At 65.1% G+C, this 18,007-nt stretch carries 18 protein-coding genes; 10 read left to right on the top strand and 8 right to left on the bottom strand.

Translation table 11 applies throughout. The features are described 5' to 3' along the window. The first annotated feature begins 107 nt into the window (after positions 1-107). The 6 genes from AC1Q6E_RS18280 (at position 108) to cyoD (ending at position 6,606) form a co-directional block, all read left to right on the top strand. Positions 108-932: a TetR/AcrR family transcriptional regulator gene (locus tag AC1Q6E_RS18280; protein WP_296558813.1), complete on the top strand. Its 825-nt coding sequence runs from the start codon at positions 108-110 to the stop codon at positions 930-932. Further along, a complete protein-coding gene (locus tag AC1Q6E_RS18285) occupies positions 929-2,368 on the top strand; it encodes an FAD-binding oxidoreductase (protein ID WP_296558815.1) in 1,440 nt (479 codons plus the stop codon). Before AC1Q6E_RS18280 ends, AC1Q6E_RS18285 begins: the two co-directional genes overlap by 4 nt. Before the next feature lie 238 nt (positions 2,369-2,606). Further along, positions 2,607-3,515: a ubiquinol oxidase subunit II gene (gene cyoA, locus AC1Q6E_RS18290; RefSeq protein ID WP_492573238.1), complete on the top strand. Its 909-nt coding sequence runs from the start codon at positions 2,607-2,609 to the stop codon at positions 3,513-3,515. A gap of 4 nt (positions 3,516-3,519) precedes the next feature. Beyond that, positions 3,520-5,496, top strand: coding sequence for a cytochrome o ubiquinol oxidase subunit I (gene cyoB, locus AC1Q6E_RS18295; protein ID WP_152795342.1), 1,977 nt, complete (start codon positions 3,520-3,522; stop codon positions 5,494-5,496). Positions 5,497-5,626: 130 nt separating this feature from the next. Next, on the top strand, positions 5,627-6,262 hold the full coding sequence (gene cyoC / locus AC1Q6E_RS18300) for a cytochrome o ubiquinol oxidase subunit III (RefSeq protein WP_130358485.1): 636 nt from the start codon (positions 5,627-5,629) through the stop codon (positions 6,260-6,262). Further along, positions 6,262-6,606 (top strand): cytochrome o ubiquinol oxidase subunit IV, encoded by a 345-nt coding sequence (cyoD, locus tag AC1Q6E_RS18305; protein WP_152795340.1) that lies wholly within the window; start codon positions 6,262-6,264, stop codon positions 6,604-6,606. The genes cyoC and cyoD overlap by 1 nt, the downstream gene beginning before the upstream one ends. A gap of 75 nt (positions 6,607-6,681) precedes the next feature. Here the strand turns inward: cyoD and aceA are convergent, their stop codons facing one another. Continuing rightward, positions 6,682-8,001 carry an isocitrate lyase gene (gene aceA / locus AC1Q6E_RS18310; protein WP_152795338.1) on the bottom strand — a complete coding sequence of 440 codons (1,320 nt, stop codon included), beginning with the start codon at positions 7,999-8,001 and terminating at the stop codon, positions 6,682-6,684. Between the two features lie 338 nt (positions 8,002-8,339). Here aceA and AC1Q6E_RS18315 point away from each other — a divergent pair, with 338 nt between their 5' ends. Beyond that, positions 8,340-8,675 carry an ArsR/SmtB family transcription factor gene (locus AC1Q6E_RS18315; protein WP_152795336.1) on the top strand — a complete coding sequence of 112 codons (336 nt, stop codon included), beginning with the start codon at positions 8,340-8,342 and terminating at the stop codon, positions 8,673-8,675. Then, complete coding sequence (locus AC1Q6E_RS18320; protein ID WP_152795334.1) at positions 8,672-9,196, top strand: rhodanese-like domain-containing protein; 525 nt, start codon at positions 8,672-8,674, stop codon at positions 9,194-9,196. The genes AC1Q6E_RS18315 and AC1Q6E_RS18320 overlap by 4 nt, the downstream gene beginning before the upstream one ends. Before the next feature lie 73 nt (positions 9,197-9,269). Here AC1Q6E_RS18320 and gltA read toward each other — a convergent pair whose 3' ends face one another. From gltA to AC1Q6E_RS18355, 7 genes are all read right to left on the bottom strand, one after another. Beyond that, positions 9,270-10,580: a citrate synthase gene (gltA, locus tag AC1Q6E_RS18325; RefSeq protein WP_152795332.1), complete on the bottom strand. Its 1,311-nt coding sequence runs from the start codon at positions 10,578-10,580 to the stop codon at positions 9,270-9,272. Positions 10,581-10,627: 47 nt separating this feature from the next. Further along, entirely contained in the window at positions 10,628-10,888 is a 261-nt protein-coding gene (locus AC1Q6E_RS18330) for an FAD assembly factor SdhE (RefSeq protein WP_296558821.1), read from the bottom strand. 7 nt (positions 10,889-10,895) lie between these two features. After that, positions 10,896-11,612 (bottom strand): succinate dehydrogenase iron-sulfur subunit, encoded by a 717-nt coding sequence (locus AC1Q6E_RS18335; protein WP_124689358.1) that lies wholly within the window; start codon positions 11,610-11,612, stop codon positions 10,896-10,898. A gap of 121 nt (positions 11,613-11,733) precedes the next feature. After that, positions 11,734-13,512, bottom strand: a complete 1,779-nt coding sequence (sdhA, locus tag AC1Q6E_RS18340; protein WP_296558824.1) for a succinate dehydrogenase flavoprotein subunit — start codon at positions 13,510-13,512, stop codon at positions 11,734-11,736. A gap of 3 nt (positions 13,513-13,515) precedes the next feature. Then, positions 13,516-13,899 (bottom strand): succinate dehydrogenase, hydrophobic membrane anchor protein, encoded by a 384-nt coding sequence (gene sdhD / locus AC1Q6E_RS18345; RefSeq protein ID WP_152795330.1) that lies wholly within the window; start codon positions 13,897-13,899, stop codon positions 13,516-13,518. Beyond that, on the bottom strand, positions 13,899-14,312 hold the full coding sequence (sdhC, locus tag AC1Q6E_RS18350; protein WP_152795328.1) for a succinate dehydrogenase, cytochrome b556 subunit: 414 nt from the start codon (positions 14,310-14,312) through the stop codon (positions 13,899-13,901). The genes sdhD and sdhC overlap by 1 nt, the downstream gene beginning before the upstream one ends. 214 nt (positions 14,313-14,526) lie before the next feature. Then, positions 14,527-15,336, bottom strand: a complete 810-nt coding sequence (locus AC1Q6E_RS18355) for a GntR family transcriptional regulator (protein WP_152795326.1) — start codon at positions 15,334-15,336, stop codon at positions 14,527-14,529. Positions 15,337-15,645: 309 nt separating this feature from the next. On the opposite strand from AC1Q6E_RS18355, the gene AC1Q6E_RS18360 reads away from it, so the two are divergent. Both AC1Q6E_RS18360 and AC1Q6E_RS18365 read left to right on the top strand, forming a co-directional pair. Next, the gene (locus tag AC1Q6E_RS18360) at positions 15,646-16,632 is read left to right on the top strand and encodes a malate dehydrogenase (RefSeq protein ID WP_152795324.1); all 987 of its coding nucleotides are present in this window, start codon (positions 15,646-15,648) and stop codon (positions 16,630-16,632) included. A 378-nt stretch (positions 16,633-17,010) separates the two neighbouring features. Next, positions 17,011-18,006 (top strand): HpcH/HpaI aldolase/citrate lyase family protein, encoded by a 996-nt coding sequence (locus AC1Q6E_RS18365; protein ID WP_296559702.1) that lies wholly within the window; start codon positions 17,011-17,013, stop codon positions 18,004-18,006. The last annotated feature ends 1 nt before the right edge of the window (position 18,007 follow it).

Below are 18,007 nucleotides of genomic sequence, written 5' to 3' on the forward strand. Positions count from 1 at the left end.
AGTTGACGCATCTCGCGATGCGGAATATAGTTTTTGAACATAAAGTCAAAAACCAACGTCGGCACTCTATCTTCGATTTGAACCAAAAGTCAAATACAAAATTTCTTATGCCAGAAGACACCTCCACCACGACCCCGGCCACGCGCTGGGACGGACGGCGCGTCGGCAAGGCGACACGCCGTGACGCCATCCTCAACAGCGTTGCCAGCGTGCTGAGCAGCGGCCGGCTGTCGACGCTCACGATGCAGGACATCGCCGACGAGCTCGGCATCACCAAAGGCAACCTCTACTACTACTTCACCGACAAGCAGGACATCCTCTACCAGTGCCACATGCGCGCGATGGATGCGAGCCTGGAGGCGCTGCGCCGCGCGCGCCAGGCCAAGGGCTCGCCCGGCGAACGGCTGCAGCAGCTGCTGGCCGGCCACATCGTCGGCATCCTGAAGGACGGATTGGGCAGCGTGCTGCTGACCGACCTGGAAAACCTGCGGCCCGAAAACCGCGATGTCTACGTGGCGCGCCGGGACGAGTTCGAGCGCGGCGTGCGCAAGCTCATCGAAGAAGGCATGAAGGCCGGCGAATTCCACTGCGACGACAGTCTGCTGGCGGGGTTTTCCATGCTCGGGTCCATCAACTGGATCACCAAATGGTTCCGCGCCGACGGCCGCCTGGGCGTCAACGACGTGGCCGTCGGCATGAGCCGGTTCCTGATGGGCGCCCTGTACTGCCCGCCGGACATGATTCCCGCCCCCGTGGAGCCTGCGCCCGAGGCCGAAGACGCACCCCCGTCCAAGGTGAAGGCCGGCGTGAAGACCGGACGCCCGGCCAAGACACCCACCAAGGCGGCCTCCAGGACACCGACCAAGGCCGCCACCAGGACGGCCTCCAGGCCCAAGGGCGGTGAAGCCGGCCGCAAGGCGGGCAAGCCATGACGCCCCCCGCCCGGGACGACGCCCTTGCCCCCCTGCCCGGCGACTGCCTGGCGCAGCTCGTGGCCATCGCGGGGCAAGAGAACGTCATCCTCGACCCGCGGGCGCTGGCCCTGGCCTCGTCCGACCTCATCGACTGGCCGTGGCAACGGCCGGCAGCGGCCGTGGTCAAGCCCCGCTCCACCGAGGAAACCGCGCGCCTGGCACGGGTGGCCGCCCGGCACGGACTGCCGCTCATCGCCCGTGGCGCGGGGCTGTCCTATTCCGGAGGCGGCGTGCCCGGCGGCGCGGCGATCATCGTCGATACCGCCAACCTGGCCACGATCGACATCCACGCCGATGACCGCCATGCGCGGGTCGGCGCGGGAACACCCTGGGAAGCCCTGGCCCGGGCCTTGGCGCCCCACGGACTCAAGCCGGCCCAGCCCATGCCCATCTCCGGAGTCCACACCACGGTGGGCGGCGCCGCGTCGCAGGGCATGCCCGGCGGCATGGACGGCATCATCGGCCTGGCGGTGGTGCTGGCCGACGGCACCATTGCGCGCACCGGCTCGGGCGCGCGCCGCCAGGGATCGGCCTTTCAGCGTTACTGGGGGCCGGACCTGACGGGCATGTTCCTGGGGGACTGCGGCGCCTACGGCGTCAAGACCGAGATCTGCCTGCGGCTGGTGCCAGTGCGCCCGCTGCGCTTCGCCTCCTTCTCCTGCCCGGACGGCGCGACGAGCGTCGACATCATGACGCGCCTGCTCCAGGCAGGCCTGGCCATGCGCGTCGTGGCCAACGGCCCCGGCAACGGGCCCGGGGCGGAGGCGGCATGGACCCTGCACGTCACGGTGGAAGGCGCGACCGAGGACGCGGCCGACAGCGTGCTGGCCGCCGTGCGCGCCGACTGCGGGCGGCAGGCCACCGAGATAGATGCCGACGTCCCCCGCCGCCTGCATGCCCGGCCCTTCTCGATCCGGGGTTTCGTCGGCCTGGAGGGAGAACGCTGGCTGCCGGTCCACGGCGTGCTGCCGCCGACCCAGGCCCCGTCCTGCCTGGCCGCGCTGCGGCGGCTGCTGGCGGACCGGGCGGCCGAATTTGACGCGCATGGCATCCGCTACACCTGGACGCTCTCCTCCACCGGGCCCTACGTCACGATCGAACCCATGTTCTACTGGAACGATGCCTTGACGCCGCTACACCTGTACTATCTGTCGGACAGGCACCGGGAGCGTTTCGCGGGCCGCCACGATGCGGTCCAGGCCAGGGCCCTGGTCCGGCAAGCCCGGGACGCCATCCGCCTCGCGATGGACGCCCATGACGCGGTCCATGCTCAGATCGGGCGCTATTTCGCCTATCGGTCGGTGCTGGAAGATGGCGCCGGCCAACTGGCGGCACGGATCAAGCACGCGCTGGATCCAGACGGGCGGATGCACCCTGGCGCGCTGGAAGCCTAGCCCGGAGCGCTCCACTCTTCCCGCAGTGCGACATATTGTCGCAGGGCTAATCCCTAGGGCGGCCGGTCACAATTCGCCACAGATGGTGCAATGCAAGGCACGACCGGGGGCGCCTCCCCGGGATGCCGCCCCCGGCTCCCGCCGCGCGCGACTATTTGTCGCAGGCTCCCTCTAGGCACGTTCAGTAGGATGCGGAACTGGCGGATTTCGCCAACGTTTCTACACACCAAGGCTGGACGTGAGTAAATCCTTCTTCGCGAACGCGGGACGCACTTTGTGCGTCGGCGCCCTGATGTTGCTGCTGGCTGGCTGCAACATGGACATCCTCGATCCCAAGGGCGACATCGGCGCCCAGGAAAAAACCCTGCTGCTGACCGCGACCGGGCTGATGCTGCTGGTGGTCGTGCCGGTCATCATCATGACCCTGTGGTTCGCCTGGAAATACCGCGCCTCCAACACCCAGGCCAAATACGATCCCAAGTGGTCGCATTCCACCGCCATCGAGGTGGTGGTCTGGACCATCCCCTGCATCATCGTCGGCATCCTGGCGGTCCTGACCTGGAAGAGCTCGCACGCGCTGGACCCCTACCGTCCCCTGCAATCCGAGGTCAAGCCCATCGAGATCGACGTCGTGTCGCTGGACTGGAAGTGGCTGTTCATCTACCCCGAGTACAAGATCGCCACCGTCAACGAGATCCAGTTCCCGGTCGATACGCCCGTCAACTTCCGCATCACGTCCGCCTCGGTCATGAACTCCTTCTTCATCCCGCGCCTGGGTAGCCAGATCTACTCCATGGCGGGCATGGAGACCAAGCTCCACCTCATCGCGCGCGAAGCCGGCACCTACGCGGGCATCTCGGCCAACTACAGCGGCGCGGGATTCTCGGGCATGCGTTTCAAGGCCATCGCCAGCAGCCAGGAAGACTTCCAGCAATGGGTCCGCGATGCCCAGGCATCGCCCAGCAAGATGACCGCCGAGGCCTACCAGGCCCTGGTCTCGCCCAGCGAGCACGAGCCGGTGGCCTATTACTCGGGCGCCGAACCCACCATGTTCGACGGCATCATTTACCAGTACATGGCCTCCGCAGGCATGGATACCGGAATATGCACGCCTGCCAACACCCCCAAGATAGCCTTGTCGGAGTAAATCGATGTTCGGGAAACTGACCCTGGATGCCATCCCGTACCATGAACCCATCGTCATGGTCACGCTGGCCGCGGTCGTCATTCTTGGTGCCGCCATGTTTGGCGCCGTCACCTATTACGGCAAGTGGACCTACCTGTGGAAAGAGTGGCTGACCACGGTGGACCACAAGCGCATCGGCATCATGTACATCATCGTGGCGCTGATCATGCTGCTGCGCGGATTCGCCGATGCCATCATGATGCGCACGCAGCTCGCCATCGCCTCGAGCGACTCGGCCGGCTATCTGCCGCCGCACCACTACGACCAGATTTTCACCGCCCACGGCGTGATCATGATCTTCTTCATGGCCATGCCTTTCATCACCGGCCTGATGAACATCGTCGTGCCGCTGCAGATCGGCGCCCGCGACGTGGCCTACCCGTTCCTGAACTCGCTCAGCTTCTGGCTGTTCGGCGGCGGCATCGTGCTGATCATGATTTCGCTGTTCGTGGGCGAATTCGCCGCCACCGGCTGGCTGGCCTACCCGCCCCTGTCGGGGCTGGACTACAGCCCGAGCGTGGGGGTGGACTACTACATCTGGGCCTTGCAGCTCTCAGGGCTGGGAACCACGCTCAGCGGCATCAACTTCATCGTCACCATCCTGCGCATGCGCGCGCCCGGCATGACGATGATGAAGATGCCGGTATTCACCTGGACCGCGCTGGTCACCAACATCCTGATCGTCGCCGCCTTCCCGGTGCTGACGGCCACGCTGGCGCTGCTGACCGCCGACCGCTACCTGGGCATGCACTTCTTCACGAACGAGCTCGGCGGCAACGTGATGATGTACGTGAACCTGATCTGGATCTGGGGCCATCCCGAGGTCTACATCCTGATCCTGCCCTGCTTCGGCGCGTTCTCGGAAATCATCGCCACCTTCTCGCGCAAGCCGCTGTTCGGCTACAAGTCCATGGTCTACGCCACGGCCGCCATCGGCGTGCTGTCGTTCCTGGTCTGGCTGCACCACTTCTTCACCATGGGTTCGGGGGCCAACGTCAATGCCTTCTTCGGCATCGCGACGATGATCATCTCGGTGCCCACGGGCGTGAAGATCTTCAACTGGCTGTTCACGATGTACCGCGGCCGCGTCGAGATCACCACGCCCGTGCTGTGGACGCTGGGCTTCATGATCACCTTCGTGATCGGCGGCATGACCGGCGTGCTGATGGCGATTCCCGGGGTCTCGTTCGTGCTGCACAACAGCCTGTTCCTGATCGCCCACTTCCACAACACCATCATCGGCGGCGTCGTGTTCGGATGTATCGCCGCCATGGTGTATTGGTTCCCCAAGGCCTTCGGCTTCAAGCTGAACGAGCGCCTGGGCAAGTACTCGTTCTGGTGCTGGTTCATCGGCTTCTTCATGGCCTTCATGCCGCTGTACATCCTCGGCTTCATGGGCATGACGCGCCGCCTGAACCACTACGACAACCCGGCCTGGCAGCCGTACCTGATCGTGGCCTGGGTAGGCGCGGTCATCATCGCGCTGGGCATCTTCTTCCTGCTGCTGCAGATCTTCGTCAGCATCCGCGACCGCAAGAAGAATGTCGACTTCGACGGCGACCCCTGGGGTGGCCGTACGCTGGAATGGTCCATTCCCTCTCCTCCGCCGTTCTACAACTTCGCAAAGGTGCCCCAAGTGTCCCACCTCGATCAGTTCTGGCATGACAAGGAAACCGGCGTCGCCTACCAGCGCCCCGCCCGCTACGAAGACATCCATATGCCGCGCAATACCGGCGCCGGCGTCTACATCGGCGTGGCGGGCACCCTGCTCGGCTTCGCCCTGGTCTGGCACATCTGGTGGCTGGCGGGCCTGGGCCTGGCCGGCATGATCGGCGCCTTCATCGCCCGCGCCTACGACCGCGACGTGGACTACTACGTCAAGGCCGACGAGGTGACGCGCATCGAGAACGCCCACTACGAGTCGCTGAAGCAGGCCGCGTAGAACCCCCCCCCTACGCGCTAACGCGCGCCCCCCAGGGGGCGATGCGGGTGGACCGGCAAAGCCGGATCCACCGCATCCTGGGTCGTGTAGCAGTGTATCGGTGCGAAGCGCCGGTTTTTTAAAGATCGATATGAGTAGCGCAGCAATTCTTCACACGCATCGCCAGGATGGCGGCGATCATCATGCCCATGGGGGGCATGAGCATCACGACGATGGGTCCAAGACCGTTCTGGGGTTCTGGATCTATCTGATGAGCGATTTGCTCATTTTCTCGGTGCTGTTCGCGACGTTCGCCGTGCTCTCGGGCGCGACCGCGGGCGGACCGCATGGCAGCGAGTTGTTCGACCTGTCGTTCGTGCTGACCGAAACCATGCTGCTGCTGGTCAGCAGCGTGACCTTCGGCATGGCCATGCTGGCCCTGCATGCCGGACAGCGCGGCAAGGTGCTGGCCTGGATGGCCGTCACCTTCCTGTTCGGCGCCGGTTTCATCGGCATGGAAATCTATGAATTCCATCACCTGATCGCCGAGGGCGCCGGCCCGCAGCGCAGCGCCTATCTGTCGGCCTTCTTCACCCTGGTCGGCACCCACGGCCTGCACGTGACGTCGGGCCTGATCTGGATGGCCGTGATGATGCACATGATCAGCCGCCACGGCCTTGATCCGATCGTCCGCCGGCGCATGGCCTGCCTGAGCCTGTTCTGGCACTTTCTGGACCTGGTCTGGATCTGCGTGTTCACCTTCGTCTATCTGATGGGAGCCCTGTAATGGCGCAACACTCCTCCACCGCCGAAGGCCACGACTCCCACGCCAGCCACGGCTCGGTCAAGTCCTATCTCGTGGGCTTCGTCCTCTGCATCGTGCTGACCGCGATGTCGTTCGGCGTCGTGATGACCGGCGCCGTGACCGGTTTTGCCGCCGTGGCCGCCATCGTCGTGCTGTGCGTGCTGCAACTGCTGGTCCAGCTGGTGTTCTTCCTGCACATGGGCACTTCGCCCGAGCAGCGCGAAAACCTGTCGTCCTTCGTCTTCACCGTGCTCATCATCGCGATCATCGTCGGTGGCTCCGCCTGGGTGCTGCACAACATGAACGCGAACATGATGCCTATGTAGCATCGAGCGCCGGGCCCGCGCACGCCGGCCCGGCGCCACCACAAGCAGTCCGCGGCAGATGCCCGCGGCCTTGCCTTACGCCACCTTTTGCTCGGCGTGCTCCTCGAACTGCTCGGCCTCGGTCGAGCCGTGCAGCGCGGTAGTGGACGAACGTCCTCCCTCCACCGCCTGCGTCACCGCGTCGAAATAGCCAGTGCCGACCTCGCGCTGGTGCTTGACCGCCGTGAAGCCGCGCTCGGCCGCGGCGAACTCCTTCTGCTGCAGGGCCACGAAGGCCGTCATCTGCTCACGGGCATAGCCGTACGCAAGATCGAACATGCCGTAGTTCAAGGCGTGGAAGCCGGCCAGGGTGATGAACTGGAACTTGTAGCCCATGGCGCCCAGCTCACGCTGGAACTTGGCGATGGTCGCGTCGTCCAGGTTCTTCTTCCAGTTGAACGAAGGCGAGCAGTTATAGGCCAACAGCTTGCCTGGGAACTGCCGATGGACGGCCTCGGCGAAGCGGCGCGCGTAGTCCAGGTTGGGGGTCGAGGTTTCGCACCAGATCAGGTCGGCATACGGCGCATAGGCCAGCCCCCGGGAGATGGCCTGGTCGATGCCCGCCCGCGTGCGGAAGAACCCTTCGACAGTACGGTCGCCGGTGATGAACGGCCGGTCGTTGTCATCGACGTCGCTGGTGATCAGGTCGGCGGCGTCGGCATCCGTGCGGGCCAGCAGCAACGTCGGCACGCCCAGCGTATCGGCGGCCAGGCGCGCGGCGACCAGCTTGGAAACCGCCTCGCGCGTGGGCACCAGGACCTTGCCGCCCATGTGGCCGCACTTCTTGACCGATGCCAGCTGGTCCTCGAAATGCACGCCTGAGGCGCCCGCGTCGATCATGGCCTTCATCAGTTCGAAGGCGTTCAGCACGCCGCCGAATCCGGCCTCGGCATCGGCCACGATGGGCGCGAAGTAATCAATGTAGTCCGCCGCGCCCGGCCGGCCGCCCTCCATCCACTGGACCTGGTCGCAGCGCTGCAACGCGTTGTTGATGCGCCGCACGACCGACGGAACGGAATTGGCCGGATACAGGGATTGGTCCGGATACATCTCGCCCGCCAGATTGGCGTCGCCCGCGACCTGCCAGCCCGACAGGTAGATCGCGCGCAGCCCGGCCTTCACCTGCTGCATGGCCTGGTTGCCCGTCATCGCGCCCAGCGAATTGACGAAGGGCTCCTCGTTCAGCATCTTCCAGAGCTTCTCGGCGCCACGGCGGGCCAGCGTGTGCTCGGGCTGGACCGAGCCTCGCAGCGCCACGACCCGTTCGGCGTCGTAGCCCCGGCGTATGCCTTTCCAGCGCGGGTGCTCGCGCCACTCCTGCTCCAGCTTCTCGACTTCGGCGTTGCGTTGGGACATGAATGTCTCCTCAAGGTTGGAAACGACGGTTGGAAATCCTGGCGGCCGCGGTGCCGGGTAAGGAACAATCTATAGATATGCTGCAACGCAATCAATCTTTTTACTCTTCTATAAGAATTATTTTTTATTCAATAAAAACAATATGTTAAAAATAAAATTCCATGATGAGAAACAAAAAACCGGCCTATGAAAGCCGGTTTTTTTGCGAAGCAGCGATTGGATTCGAGCGATTTTGCGATGTGCGGGAGCGCTTCAAGATACGAGAATTGGCGGCATGCGATGGACAGGCGCCAGACAATTTATTAGAATTATCTAAATTAGAATTTTCTAATAAAAAAATGCACTCATCACCTACGGACGCCCGGCGCTTCATGCAGGAAGGTGCCACCCAGGCCGCGGCGCTGCTGCGCTCGGTGGGCAACGAATCCCGGCTGCTGGTGCTGTGCCTGCTGATCGAACACGGCGAACTCACGGTGGGCGAGCTGCTGGCGCAGGTGCCGCTCAGCCAGTCGGCGCTGTCCCAGCACCTGGCCAGGATGCGCGACGAAGGCCTGGTCTCGTTCCGCAGGACCGCCCAGACCCTGCACTACCGCATCGCCAACCCCGACGTGGAACGGCTGATCGCCACGCTCAAGGCGATCTTCTGCCCCTCGCCCCAGGACAGTCCATCATGACGCTACGCCAGATTCCCCCCCGGGACGTTTTCACCCTGCTCGACCAGGGCGCCCTCCTGATCGATATCCGCGATGCCGACGAACATGCGCGGGAGCGCATACCGCGGGCACGCCATATCCCCCTTGCCCGGCTGGCCGGCGCCGGGCCGCTGGCCGACGCCGGCACCCCTGTCGTCTTCCATTGCCGGTCCGGCAACCGCACGCGCCAGAACGCGGCGGCACTTGCCGCCTGCGCCCCCGGCGAGGCCGGCATCCTGGAAGGCGGGCTCGATGCCTGGAAACGTGCCGGCCTGCCCGTCGTGAAAGACCGCTCCCAGCCGCTGGAGCTCCAGCGCCAGGTCCAGATCGTCGCCGGCACGCTGGTCGCGCTGGGCGTCATCCTGGGCCTGGCCGTCAACCCCTGGTTCCACCTGCTGTCGGGACTGGTCGGCGGTGGCCTGGTCTTCGCCGGGCTGTCCGGCTTTTGCGGCCTTGCCCGCGTGCTGGCCAGGCTGCCCTGGAACGCGCATCGATCAGGGTGAAAAAAACCCGCCTGCAAGCAGGCGGGTTCCAGGGAACAGCGTCACAAACCGGCGGCGAGCCGCCGGCGATGGATCAACGCTTGTTCAGGTCCAGCACGTCGCGCGCGGGCGAGCCGGTGAACAACTGGCGGGGACGGCCGATCTTGTAGTCGGGATCGGAGATCATTTCGTCCCACTGCGCGATCCAGCCCACGGTCCGGGCCAGCGCGAAGATGGCCGTGAACAGCTGGGTCGGGATGCCGATGGCGCGCTGGACGATACCCGAGTAGAAATCGACGTTCGGGTACAGCTTGCGCTGGACGAAGTAATCGTCTTCCAGGGCGATCTTTTCCAGGGCCATGGCCAGCTTGAACAGCGGATCGTCCTGCAGGCCCATGGCTTCCAGCACTTCGCGGCAGGTTTCCTGCATCAGCTTGGCGCGCGGGTCGTAGTTCTTGTAGACGCGGTGGCCGAAGCCCATCAGGCGCACGCCCGAGTCCTTGTCCTTGACCTTGGCGACGAACTCGCCCAGCTTGTCGACGCCGCCGGCTGCCAGCAGGTCTTCCAGCATCTGCAGCGCCGCTTCGTTGGCGCCGCCGTGGGCCGGGCCCCACAGGCAAGCCACGCCCGCCGCGATGGCCGCGAACGGGTTGGTGCCCGACGAACCGCACAGGCGCACGGTCGAGGTCGAGGCGTTCTGCTCGTGGTCGGCATGCAGGATGAAGATGCGGTCGAGCGCGCGCTCGATGACCGGGTTCACCTTGTATTCCTCGCACGGCGTGGCGAACATCATGTGCAGGAAGTTGCCGGTGTAGGACAGGTCGTTCTTCGGATAGACGTAGGGCTGGCCGACCGAGTACTTGTAGGCCATGGCCACCAGCGTGGGCATCTTGGCGATCAGGCGGATGGCCGAGATCTCGCGGTGCTTGGGCTGGGTGATGTCGATCGAGTCGTGGTAGAACGCCGACAGCGCGCCGACCAGGCCGGTCAGCACGGCCATCGGGTGGGCGTCGCGGCGGAAGCCGCGCAGGAAGAACTGCAACTGCTCGTTGACCATGGTGTGATGGGTCACCAGATGGTCGAAGTCAGCCTTCTGCTTGGCGTTGGGCAACTCGCCGTTCAGGATCAGGTAGCTGGTTTCCAGGAAGTCGCACTTGACCGCCAGTTGCTCGATCGGATAGCCGCGATACAGCAGTTCGCCCTTGTCGCCATCGATGTAGGTGATGCTGGACGAGCAAGCAGCCGTCGACATGAAACCAGGATCGAGGGTGAACATCCCGGTTTGCGCGTACAGCTTGCGGATATCCACGACCGACGGGCCGATCGTGCCTTCATAAACCGGAAACTCGGCACCCTGGCTCCCATCGGAGAAGGTCAGGGTCGCTTTCTTGTCGGACAGTTTCATCGGATGTTCCTCTTCCATCAAAATCAATTCACATGGACTTCGGCCGCTCACACGGAGCGCAGCCGCTTCAGCAAGTCCCGCATGGCTGGCGTGGCAAGGTCTCCCTCGGGTTCCTTGCGAGCCAACAGATAGTCCATCAGCTCGTTGTCGGACAGCTCGAGCAGCCGGGTCAGCTCCGCCACGTCGGCGTCGGTGAGCCCGGATTCGTACGCGTCCAGAAAACGCGTCAGTATCAGGTCGTTCTCGAGCAGTCCACGCCGGGCGCGCCAGCGCAGGCGCGTCCGGTCATGCAGGGAAAACTCCGGCACCACGGCGTCAGATCGCCCGCCGGGCCATCATTTCCTTGATCTTGCCTATTGCCCGGGTGGGGTTCAGCCCCTTGGGACAGACATCGACGCAATTCATGATGGTGTGGCAACGGAACAAACGATATGGATCCTCGAGGTTATCCAAACGTTCCCCGGTCGCTTCGTCGCGGCTGTCCGCGAGGAAGCGGTAGGCCTGCAGCAGGCCGGCCGGCCCCACGAACTTGTCGGGGTTCCACCAGAACGACGGGCAGGACGTCGAGCAGCAAGCACACAGAATACACTCATACAGGCCGTCGAGTTCCTCGCGAGCCTCGGGCGACTGCAGGCGCTCCTTCTCGGGAGGCGGCGTGTCGTTGATCAGGAACGGCTTGACCGAGTGGTACTGGTTGAAGAAGTGGGTCATGTCCACGATCAGGTCGCGGATGACCGGCAGGCCGGGCAGCGGCTTGAGCACGATGGGCTGCTTCAGGTCGAGCAGGTTGGTCGTGCACGACAGGCCGTTCTTGCCGTTGATGTTCATGGCGTCGGACCCGCACACGCCCTCGCGGCACGAGCGGCGGAAGGACAGGCTGTCGTCGACGTCGTTCTTGATGCGCACCAGCGCATCGAGCAGCATCTTGTCGTTCGGGCCCAGCTCGACCTCGAGCTTCTGCATGTAGGGACGCTGGTCCTTGTCCGGGTCGTAGCGGTAGATCTCGAACTTCACAACACGTTTAGCACTCATGCGAGTACTCCAAAAAAGTTGAGGTCCCCCCCCTACGCGCTTCGCGCGCCCCCCAGGGGGCGGCGCTGGCGGACCGGCGGAGCCGGATCCGCGGCGCCCTGGGAAGGGGTTGTCATATCGGTTAGAACGTTCTCGCTTTGGGCGGGAAACTGTCGACGGTCAGCGGCTTCATCGTCACGGGCTTGTAGTCCAGGCGGTTGCCTTCGGAATACCACAGCGAGTGGCGCAGCCAGTTCTGGTCGTCGCGCTCGGGGAAGTCGCTGTGCGCATGGGCGCCGCGGCTCTCGTTGCGGGCGGCGGCCGACACGATGGTCGCCTTGGCCACTTCGATCAGGTTTTCCAGCTCCAGCGCTTCCACGCGGGCCATGTTGAAGACCTTGGAATGGTCCTGGAACGCGACGCTCTTGGCGCGCTCGGCCAGTTCCAGGATCTGCCCCACCCCTTCGTCCAGCAGCGTCTGGGTGCGGAACACGCCGCAGTGGCGCTGCATGGAGTTGCGGATGTCGTTGGCGACGTTCTGTACGCGCTCGCCCTGCTTGCGGCTTTCCATCGCGTCGACACGGCCCAGCGTGAAGTCCGCGGCATCGCCCGGCAGGTCCTTGTGGCTGCGGCGCTTGAGCTCGGTGCCGACGATGTGGTTGCCGGCCGCGCGGCCGAACACCACCAGGTCGAGCAGCGAGTTCGTGCCCAGGCGGTTGGCGCCGTGCACCGACACGCAGGCGCATTCGCCGATCGCGTACAGGCCGTTGACCACGGTGTTGGGGTTGCCGTCCTTGGGCACGACCACCTGGCCGTGGTAGTTGGTCGGGATGCCGCCCATCTGGTAGTGGATGGTCGGCACGACCGGGATCGGCTCCTTGATGGGATCGACGTTCGCGAACTTGATCGCGATCTCGCGGATCGACGGCAGGCGCTTGTTGATGGTCTCGGCGCCCAGGTGGTCGAGCTTGAGCAGCACGTAGTCGCCATGGGGGCCCGCACCGCGGCCTTCCTTGATTTCCTGGTCCATCGAGCGCGACACGAAGTCACGCGGCGCCAGGTCCTTGAGCGTCGGGGCATAGCGCTCCATGAAGCGCTCGCCATCCTTGTTCAGCAGGATGCCGCCTTCGCCGCGCACGCCTTCGGTGATCAGCACGCCGGCACCGGCCACGCCGGTGGGGTGGAATTGCCAGAATTCCATGTCTTCCAGCGGCAGGCCCGCGCGCGCCGCCATGCCCAGGCCGTCGCCGGTGTTGATGAAGGCGTTGGTCGAGGCGGCCCAGATGCGGCCCGCGCCGCCCGTGGCTAGCACGGTGGTCTTGGCTTCGAAGATGTAGATCTCGCCGGTTTCCATTTCCAGCGCGGTCACGCCCACCACGTCGCCTTCGGCGTCACGGATGAGGTCCAGCGTCATCCACTCGACGAAGAACTGGGTGCGGGCGGCGACGTTGCGCTGGTAGAGCGTGTGCAACAGCGCGTGGCCGGTCCGGTCGGCGGCGGCACAGGCGCGCTGCACCGGCTTTTCGCCGAAGTTGGCGGTATGGCCGCCGAACGGACGCTGGTAGATCGTGCCGTTGGGGTTGCGGTCGAACGGCATGCCGAAATGCTCGAGCTCGTAGACCGCGTTGGTGGCCTCGCGGCACATGAATTCGATGGCGTCCTGGTCGCCCAGCCAATCCGACCCCTTGACGGTGTCGTACATGTGCCAGAACCAGTTGTCCTCGCTCATGTTGCCCAGCGAGGCGCCGATGCCGCCCTGCGCCGCGACGGTGTGCGAGCGCGTCGGGAACACCTTGGAGAAGACGGCGACGCTCAGGCCGGCCTGGGCCAGCTGGAGCGAGCAACGCATGCCGGATCCACCGGCGCCGACCACCACCACATCGAACTGGCGGCGCGGAAGAGAAGATTTAACGGCGGCCACGACTTAGATTCTCCACAGAATTTGAGCGGCATAGACGACGGAGCCGACCAGCCACAGAACGGTCAGGACTTGCAGCGCCAGGCGGATGCCCGTCGGCTTGACGTAGTCCATCCAGATGTCACGCACGCCGATCCAGGCGTGATAGGCAAGCGATATGAAGGCCAGCATGGCCAGCAGCTTGCCCAGGGGGAAGCTGAGCACTTCGAAATTGAACAGGCGCACCCAGTTTTCGTAGGTGAATTCCGGAGTGACCAGCGCGCCGATGCCCAGCACCAGCGTGTAGATGACCAGGATGACGGCGGTGACACGCTGGAGGACCCAGTCCTTCACGCCGTAGTGGGCGCCGACGACCAGGCGCTTGGGACCGATGTTTTGCGGGGCCGACATCAGAATACTCCGAACAGTTTCAAACCGAAGACGACGGTCAGCGCCAGGCTGACGACCAGCACGATGCCCGCGGTGCGCTGGGCGGTGTGCTTTTCCAGTCCCTTGTGCAGATCCAGCGCCAGGAACCGGATGCCCGCACAGAAGTGATGCAGGTATGCCCAGATCAGGCCCAGCAGGACGATCTTGACCAAGGGATGTGCAACGAAATCGTGGAACTGCGCGAAGCCGATCTCAGAAATCAGGCTGCGTTCGAACAGCGGCAGCAGCACCAGCGGCAGCGCCAGGAACAGCGCGAAGCCGGAAACGCGGTGCAGGATCGACACCTTGCCAGCCAGCGGCAGGCGGTATCCCGCGAGCTGGGTGATATTGATATTTCTGAACTGTGGGCGGGGTTTTGCGGCAGAGTCGGACATCACGACCTCGGGTAAAGTAAGCGAACCATGAAAAAAACATTGCTGAGCGGCTAGGCATCAGGAGTCGTCTTGGAAAACCGGGCCGGCAGGCCAGGCTCTCGTCGGGGCTCCAGGAGCCGGCGTCATGGAGCCGCCCGAAAGCCGCCGAGTAAGGCAAACCCCGTTATTTTCGCCCATTCAGCGCCACCGTATCAAATCGTGTCCCAAAACGGCATCAATTGAGGCTGTTCCGGTAGTGGTAGCGCGAAGTCAGATACAGCCCGCGGCGCATCTCGACCGGGCGATCGCCGTAGGTGAACGAGATCCGTTCCACCTGCAGCAGAGGCGTTCCCGCCTCGATATCCAGCAACTCGGCCTCCGGCGCTCCGGCCGGGACCGCGCGGACCTTCTCGTCGGCGCGGATCATGCGCACGCCGAACTCGCTTTCGAACAGGCCATACATCGGCCCCTTGTATTCGGCCAGGCGCTCGGCCGTCAGCCCCCGGAACAGGGAGCCCGGCAGCCAGATCTCGTCGATGACCGTGGGAATTTCGCCGAACGACAGCACGCGGCGCACCAGCACCACGCTGTCTCCCGCGCGCAGCTCCAGCGCCTTGGCCACCTCGGCCGGCGCACGCAGGCGGCGGCACTCCAGGAAGCGGCTGCGCGAGCGGGCGTGCTGCCCGTCGTCGGGCGCCAGGCGCAGGAAGCGGAACCGGACGCGGTCTTCATGGTGGGTGGCGACGAAGGTGCCCTTGCCCTGGCGGCGCAGCAGGATGTTGTCGGCGGCCAGTTCGTCGATGGCCTTGCGCACCGTGCCCTGGCTGACCTTGAAACGGGCGGCCAGGTCCAGCTCGCTGGGAATGGCCTCGCCCGGCTTCCATTCGCCGCGGTCCAGGCTTTGCAGGATCAGGCCCTTGATTTGCCTGTATAAAGGACTGAATGCGGCGCCCGGGGCCCCCGGCCCCGGAGCCACGGCCGGGCCGGCCGTCGCAGGCGCGTCGGTCGAAGCGGACAGGCAGGGCGGATGAGGCTTGAACGGCATGGCCGGGATTGTGTCACAGCGTAACCCGCGATGTCCAACCCAACCCGTAAAAAAATCTTATGTCTTATATAAAACATAAGATATGTTTATTGACGCTCGACGGCGATTTTTCTACACTCCCACGATCATGTCGACCCACGCTTGCCGCGCCGCCCGCAGCACCCAGGCGTCCAGCCTCCCTCCCCTGGCCGTGGCCGTCGATTCCCCATCCCCCGCTCCCCATCCTGCACCGCGCCGTCCCCGCCCCTGGCGGAGTTACACTGCGCGTCGCGTCATTCCTACTCACCCCCATCCGCTTCGGAGACTCATATGACCAAGCCCGCAATGCGCGTCGCCGTCACCGGCGCCGCCGGCCAGATCGGCTACGCCCTGTTGTTCCGCATCGCTTCCGGCGAAATGCTCGGCAAGGACCAGCCGGTTATCCTGCAGTTGCTGGAAATCCCCGATGAAAAGGCGCAGAAGGCGCTCAAGGGCGTCATCATGGAGCTGGAGGATTGCGCCTTCCCGCTGCTCAAGGAAGTCACCGCCCACAGCGACCCCATGACCGCCTTCAAGGATGCCGACGTGGCCCTGCTGGTCGGCGCCCGCCCCCGCGGCCCCGGCATGGAGCGCAAGGACCTGCTGACGGTCAACGCCCAGATCTTCACGGCCCAGGGCAAGGCCCTGAACGCCGTCGCCAGCCGCAACGTCAAGGTGCTGGTCGTGGGCAACCCCGCCAACACCAACGCCTACATCGCCATGAAGTCGGCCCCGGACCTGCCCGCCCGCAACTTCACCGCCATGCTGCGCCTGGACCACAACCGCGCCCTGTCGCAACTGGCCGCCAAGGCCGGTGTCGCCGTCGGCGACATCGAAAAGCTGATCGTCTGGGGCAACCACTCGCCCACGATGTACCCCGACTTCCGCTTCGCCACCCTGGCCGGCAAGCCCGCCCTGTCGGTGGTCAATGACGACGACTGGAACCGCAATACCTTCATCCCGACCGTGGGCAAGCGCGGCGCCGCCATCATCGACGCCCGCGGCCTCTCGTCGGCCGCCTCCGCCGCCAACGCCGCCATCGACCACGTCCGCGACTGGATCCTGGGCAGCAACGGCAAGTGGGTCACGATGGGCGTTCCCTCGGACGGCTCGTACGGCATCCCCGAAGGCATCATCTACGGCGTTCCCGTCATCACGAAGAACGGCGAATACGCGGTCGTCAAGGACCTCGAGATCGACGCTTTCTCGCGTGAGCGCATGGACCTGACGCTGAAGGAACTGACCGAAGAGCGCGACGGCGTCAAGCATCTGCTCTAATCCCCCCGCGCGCTGACGCCCCCAGGGGCGCTGCGGCAGCGGAAGCACGCGAGTACGATATCGTCTCGCGTGCTTTTTTTTCGCCCCCCACCCCTGCGGCGTGACAATATTCGCTGCCGCAGGCCGTGTCCGGGGCGGCGGGCTTGCGGGGCGCATTCGGCGCCGCCGGTTTTGTCAGGCTCGGCGGGGAAGCAAGGGTGCAGCTGTCTGAGCGCGGCAGTAGGGACAGTCCGGGGGACTGTCCCCGCGCGAGTTCTGCGCCCGCCCCGCCGAGCCTGACAAAACCGGTAAGTCCCGCGCAGCGGGACCGGCGTCGCTGCGCCCCGCAAGCCCGCCGCCCCGGACACGGCCGTCTCAAGAACCGGATAGACCCAACCCATGAAACACCCCTCCGAAGTCCTGCACCAGTCCGCCAAGCCCCCCGCAGTCCTCCCCGTCTGCGACCACTACGCCGGCTCCGAGAAACTCATGCAGAAGAGCCTGGAACGCCAGGCCCAGGCCGGCCCCCTGTTCGACGTCACCCTGGACTGCGAAGACGGCGCCACCGTCGGCCGCGAAGCCGAGCATGCAGAGATGGCCGCCCGCCTGGCCGCCAGCGACGCCAACCGCCACGGCCGCGTCGGCGTCCGCGTCCACGACGTCAACCACCCCTCCTTCATCAACGACCTCGACATCCTCATCGGCATCGCCGGCCCCAGGCTGGCCTACATCACCGTCCCCAAGGTCAACTCCGCCAACGACGCCCTCAACGCCGCCGAATCCATCGAACGCATAGGCATGGAAATGGGCCTGGACCGCAAGATCCCCGTCCACGTCCTGATCGAGACCCACGGCGCGCTGCGCGAAGTCTTCCGCATCGCCGCCCACCCCGCCATCGAATGCCTGTCCTTCGGACTGATGGACTTCGTCTCCTCGCACCACGGCGCCATCCCCGCGCACGCCCTGACCGCCGAAGGCCAGTTCGACCATCCCCTGATCGCGCGCGCCAAGCTGGAGATAGCGGCCGCCTGCCACGCCTACGGCAAGGTGCCCTCGCACAACGTCGTCACCGAACTGAACGCGCCCGACGTCATCTCGCGCGCCGCCCGACGCGCCGGACGCGAGTTCGGCTACACGCGCATGTGGAGCATCCACCCCTCGCAGATCGACCCCATCGTGGAAGCGCTGTCGCCCAGCGCGGCCGACGCCGCCGACGCCGAGCGCATCCTGCTGGCCGCCGCGCGCGCCGACTGGGGCCCCATCCGCGACGGCGACCCGCAGGCCGGCCGGCTGCACGACCGCGCCAGCTACCGCTACTACTGGGACGTGCTGCGGCGCGCCCACGCCGCTGGCGTGGACCTGTCGGCCGAGGCACGACGGCAGTTCTTTTCCTGAA

This window comes from Pigmentiphaga sp. MLSB6-MA01, from assembly GCF_058793475.1.

Excerpts from the sequence above, each read along its gene's own strand:
- AC1Q6E_RS18280 (WP_296558813.1), top strand. The coding sequence starts at position 108 with ATGCCAGAAGACACCTCCACCACGACCCCGGCCACGCGCTGGGACGGA.
- AC1Q6E_RS18285 (WP_296558815.1), top strand. The coding sequence starts at position 929 with ATGACGCCCCCCGCCCGGGACGACGCCCTTGCCCCCCTGCCCGGCGAC.
- cyoB (WP_152795342.1), top strand. The coding sequence starts at position 3,520 with ATGTTCGGGAAACTGACCCTGGATGCCATCCCGTACCATGAACCCATC.
- cyoC (WP_130358485.1), top strand. The coding sequence starts at position 5,627 with ATGAGTAGCGCAGCAATTCTTCACACGCATCGCCAGGATGGCGGCGAT.
- cyoD (WP_152795340.1), top strand. The coding sequence starts at position 6,262 with ATGGCGCAACACTCCTCCACCGCCGAAGGCCACGACTCCCACGCCAGC.
- aceA (WP_152795338.1), bottom strand. The coding sequence starts at position 8,001 with ATGTCCCAACGCAACGCCGAAGTCGAGAAGCTGGAGCAGGAGTGGCGC.
- AC1Q6E_RS18315 (WP_152795336.1), top strand. The coding sequence starts at position 8,340 with ATGCACTCATCACCTACGGACGCCCGGCGCTTCATGCAGGAAGGTGCC.
- AC1Q6E_RS18320 (WP_152795334.1), top strand. The coding sequence starts at position 8,672 with ATGACGCTACGCCAGATTCCCCCCCGGGACGTTTTCACCCTGCTCGAC.
- gltA (WP_152795332.1), bottom strand. The coding sequence starts at position 10,580 with ATGAAACTGTCCGACAAGAAAGCGACCCTGACCTTCTCCGATGGGAGC.
- AC1Q6E_RS18335 (WP_124689358.1), bottom strand. The coding sequence starts at position 11,612 with ATGAGTGCTAAACGTGTTGTGAAGTTCGAGATCTACCGCTACGACCCG.
- sdhD (WP_152795330.1), bottom strand. The coding sequence starts at position 13,899 with ATGTCGGCCCCGCAAAACATCGGTCCCAAGCGCCTGGTCGTCGGCGCC.
- sdhC (WP_152795328.1), bottom strand. The coding sequence starts at position 14,312 with ATGTCCGACTCTGCCGCAAAACCCCGCCCACAGTTCAGAAATATCAAT.
- AC1Q6E_RS18355 (WP_152795326.1), bottom strand. The coding sequence starts at position 15,336 with ATGCCGTTCAAGCCTCATCCGCCCTGCCTGTCCGCTTCGACCGACGCG.
- AC1Q6E_RS18360 (WP_152795324.1), top strand. The coding sequence starts at position 15,646 with ATGACCAAGCCCGCAATGCGCGTCGCCGTCACCGGCGCCGCCGGCCAG.
- AC1Q6E_RS18365 (WP_296559702.1), top strand. The coding sequence starts at position 17,011 with ATGAAACACCCCTCCGAAGTCCTGCACCAGTCCGCCAAGCCCCCCGCA.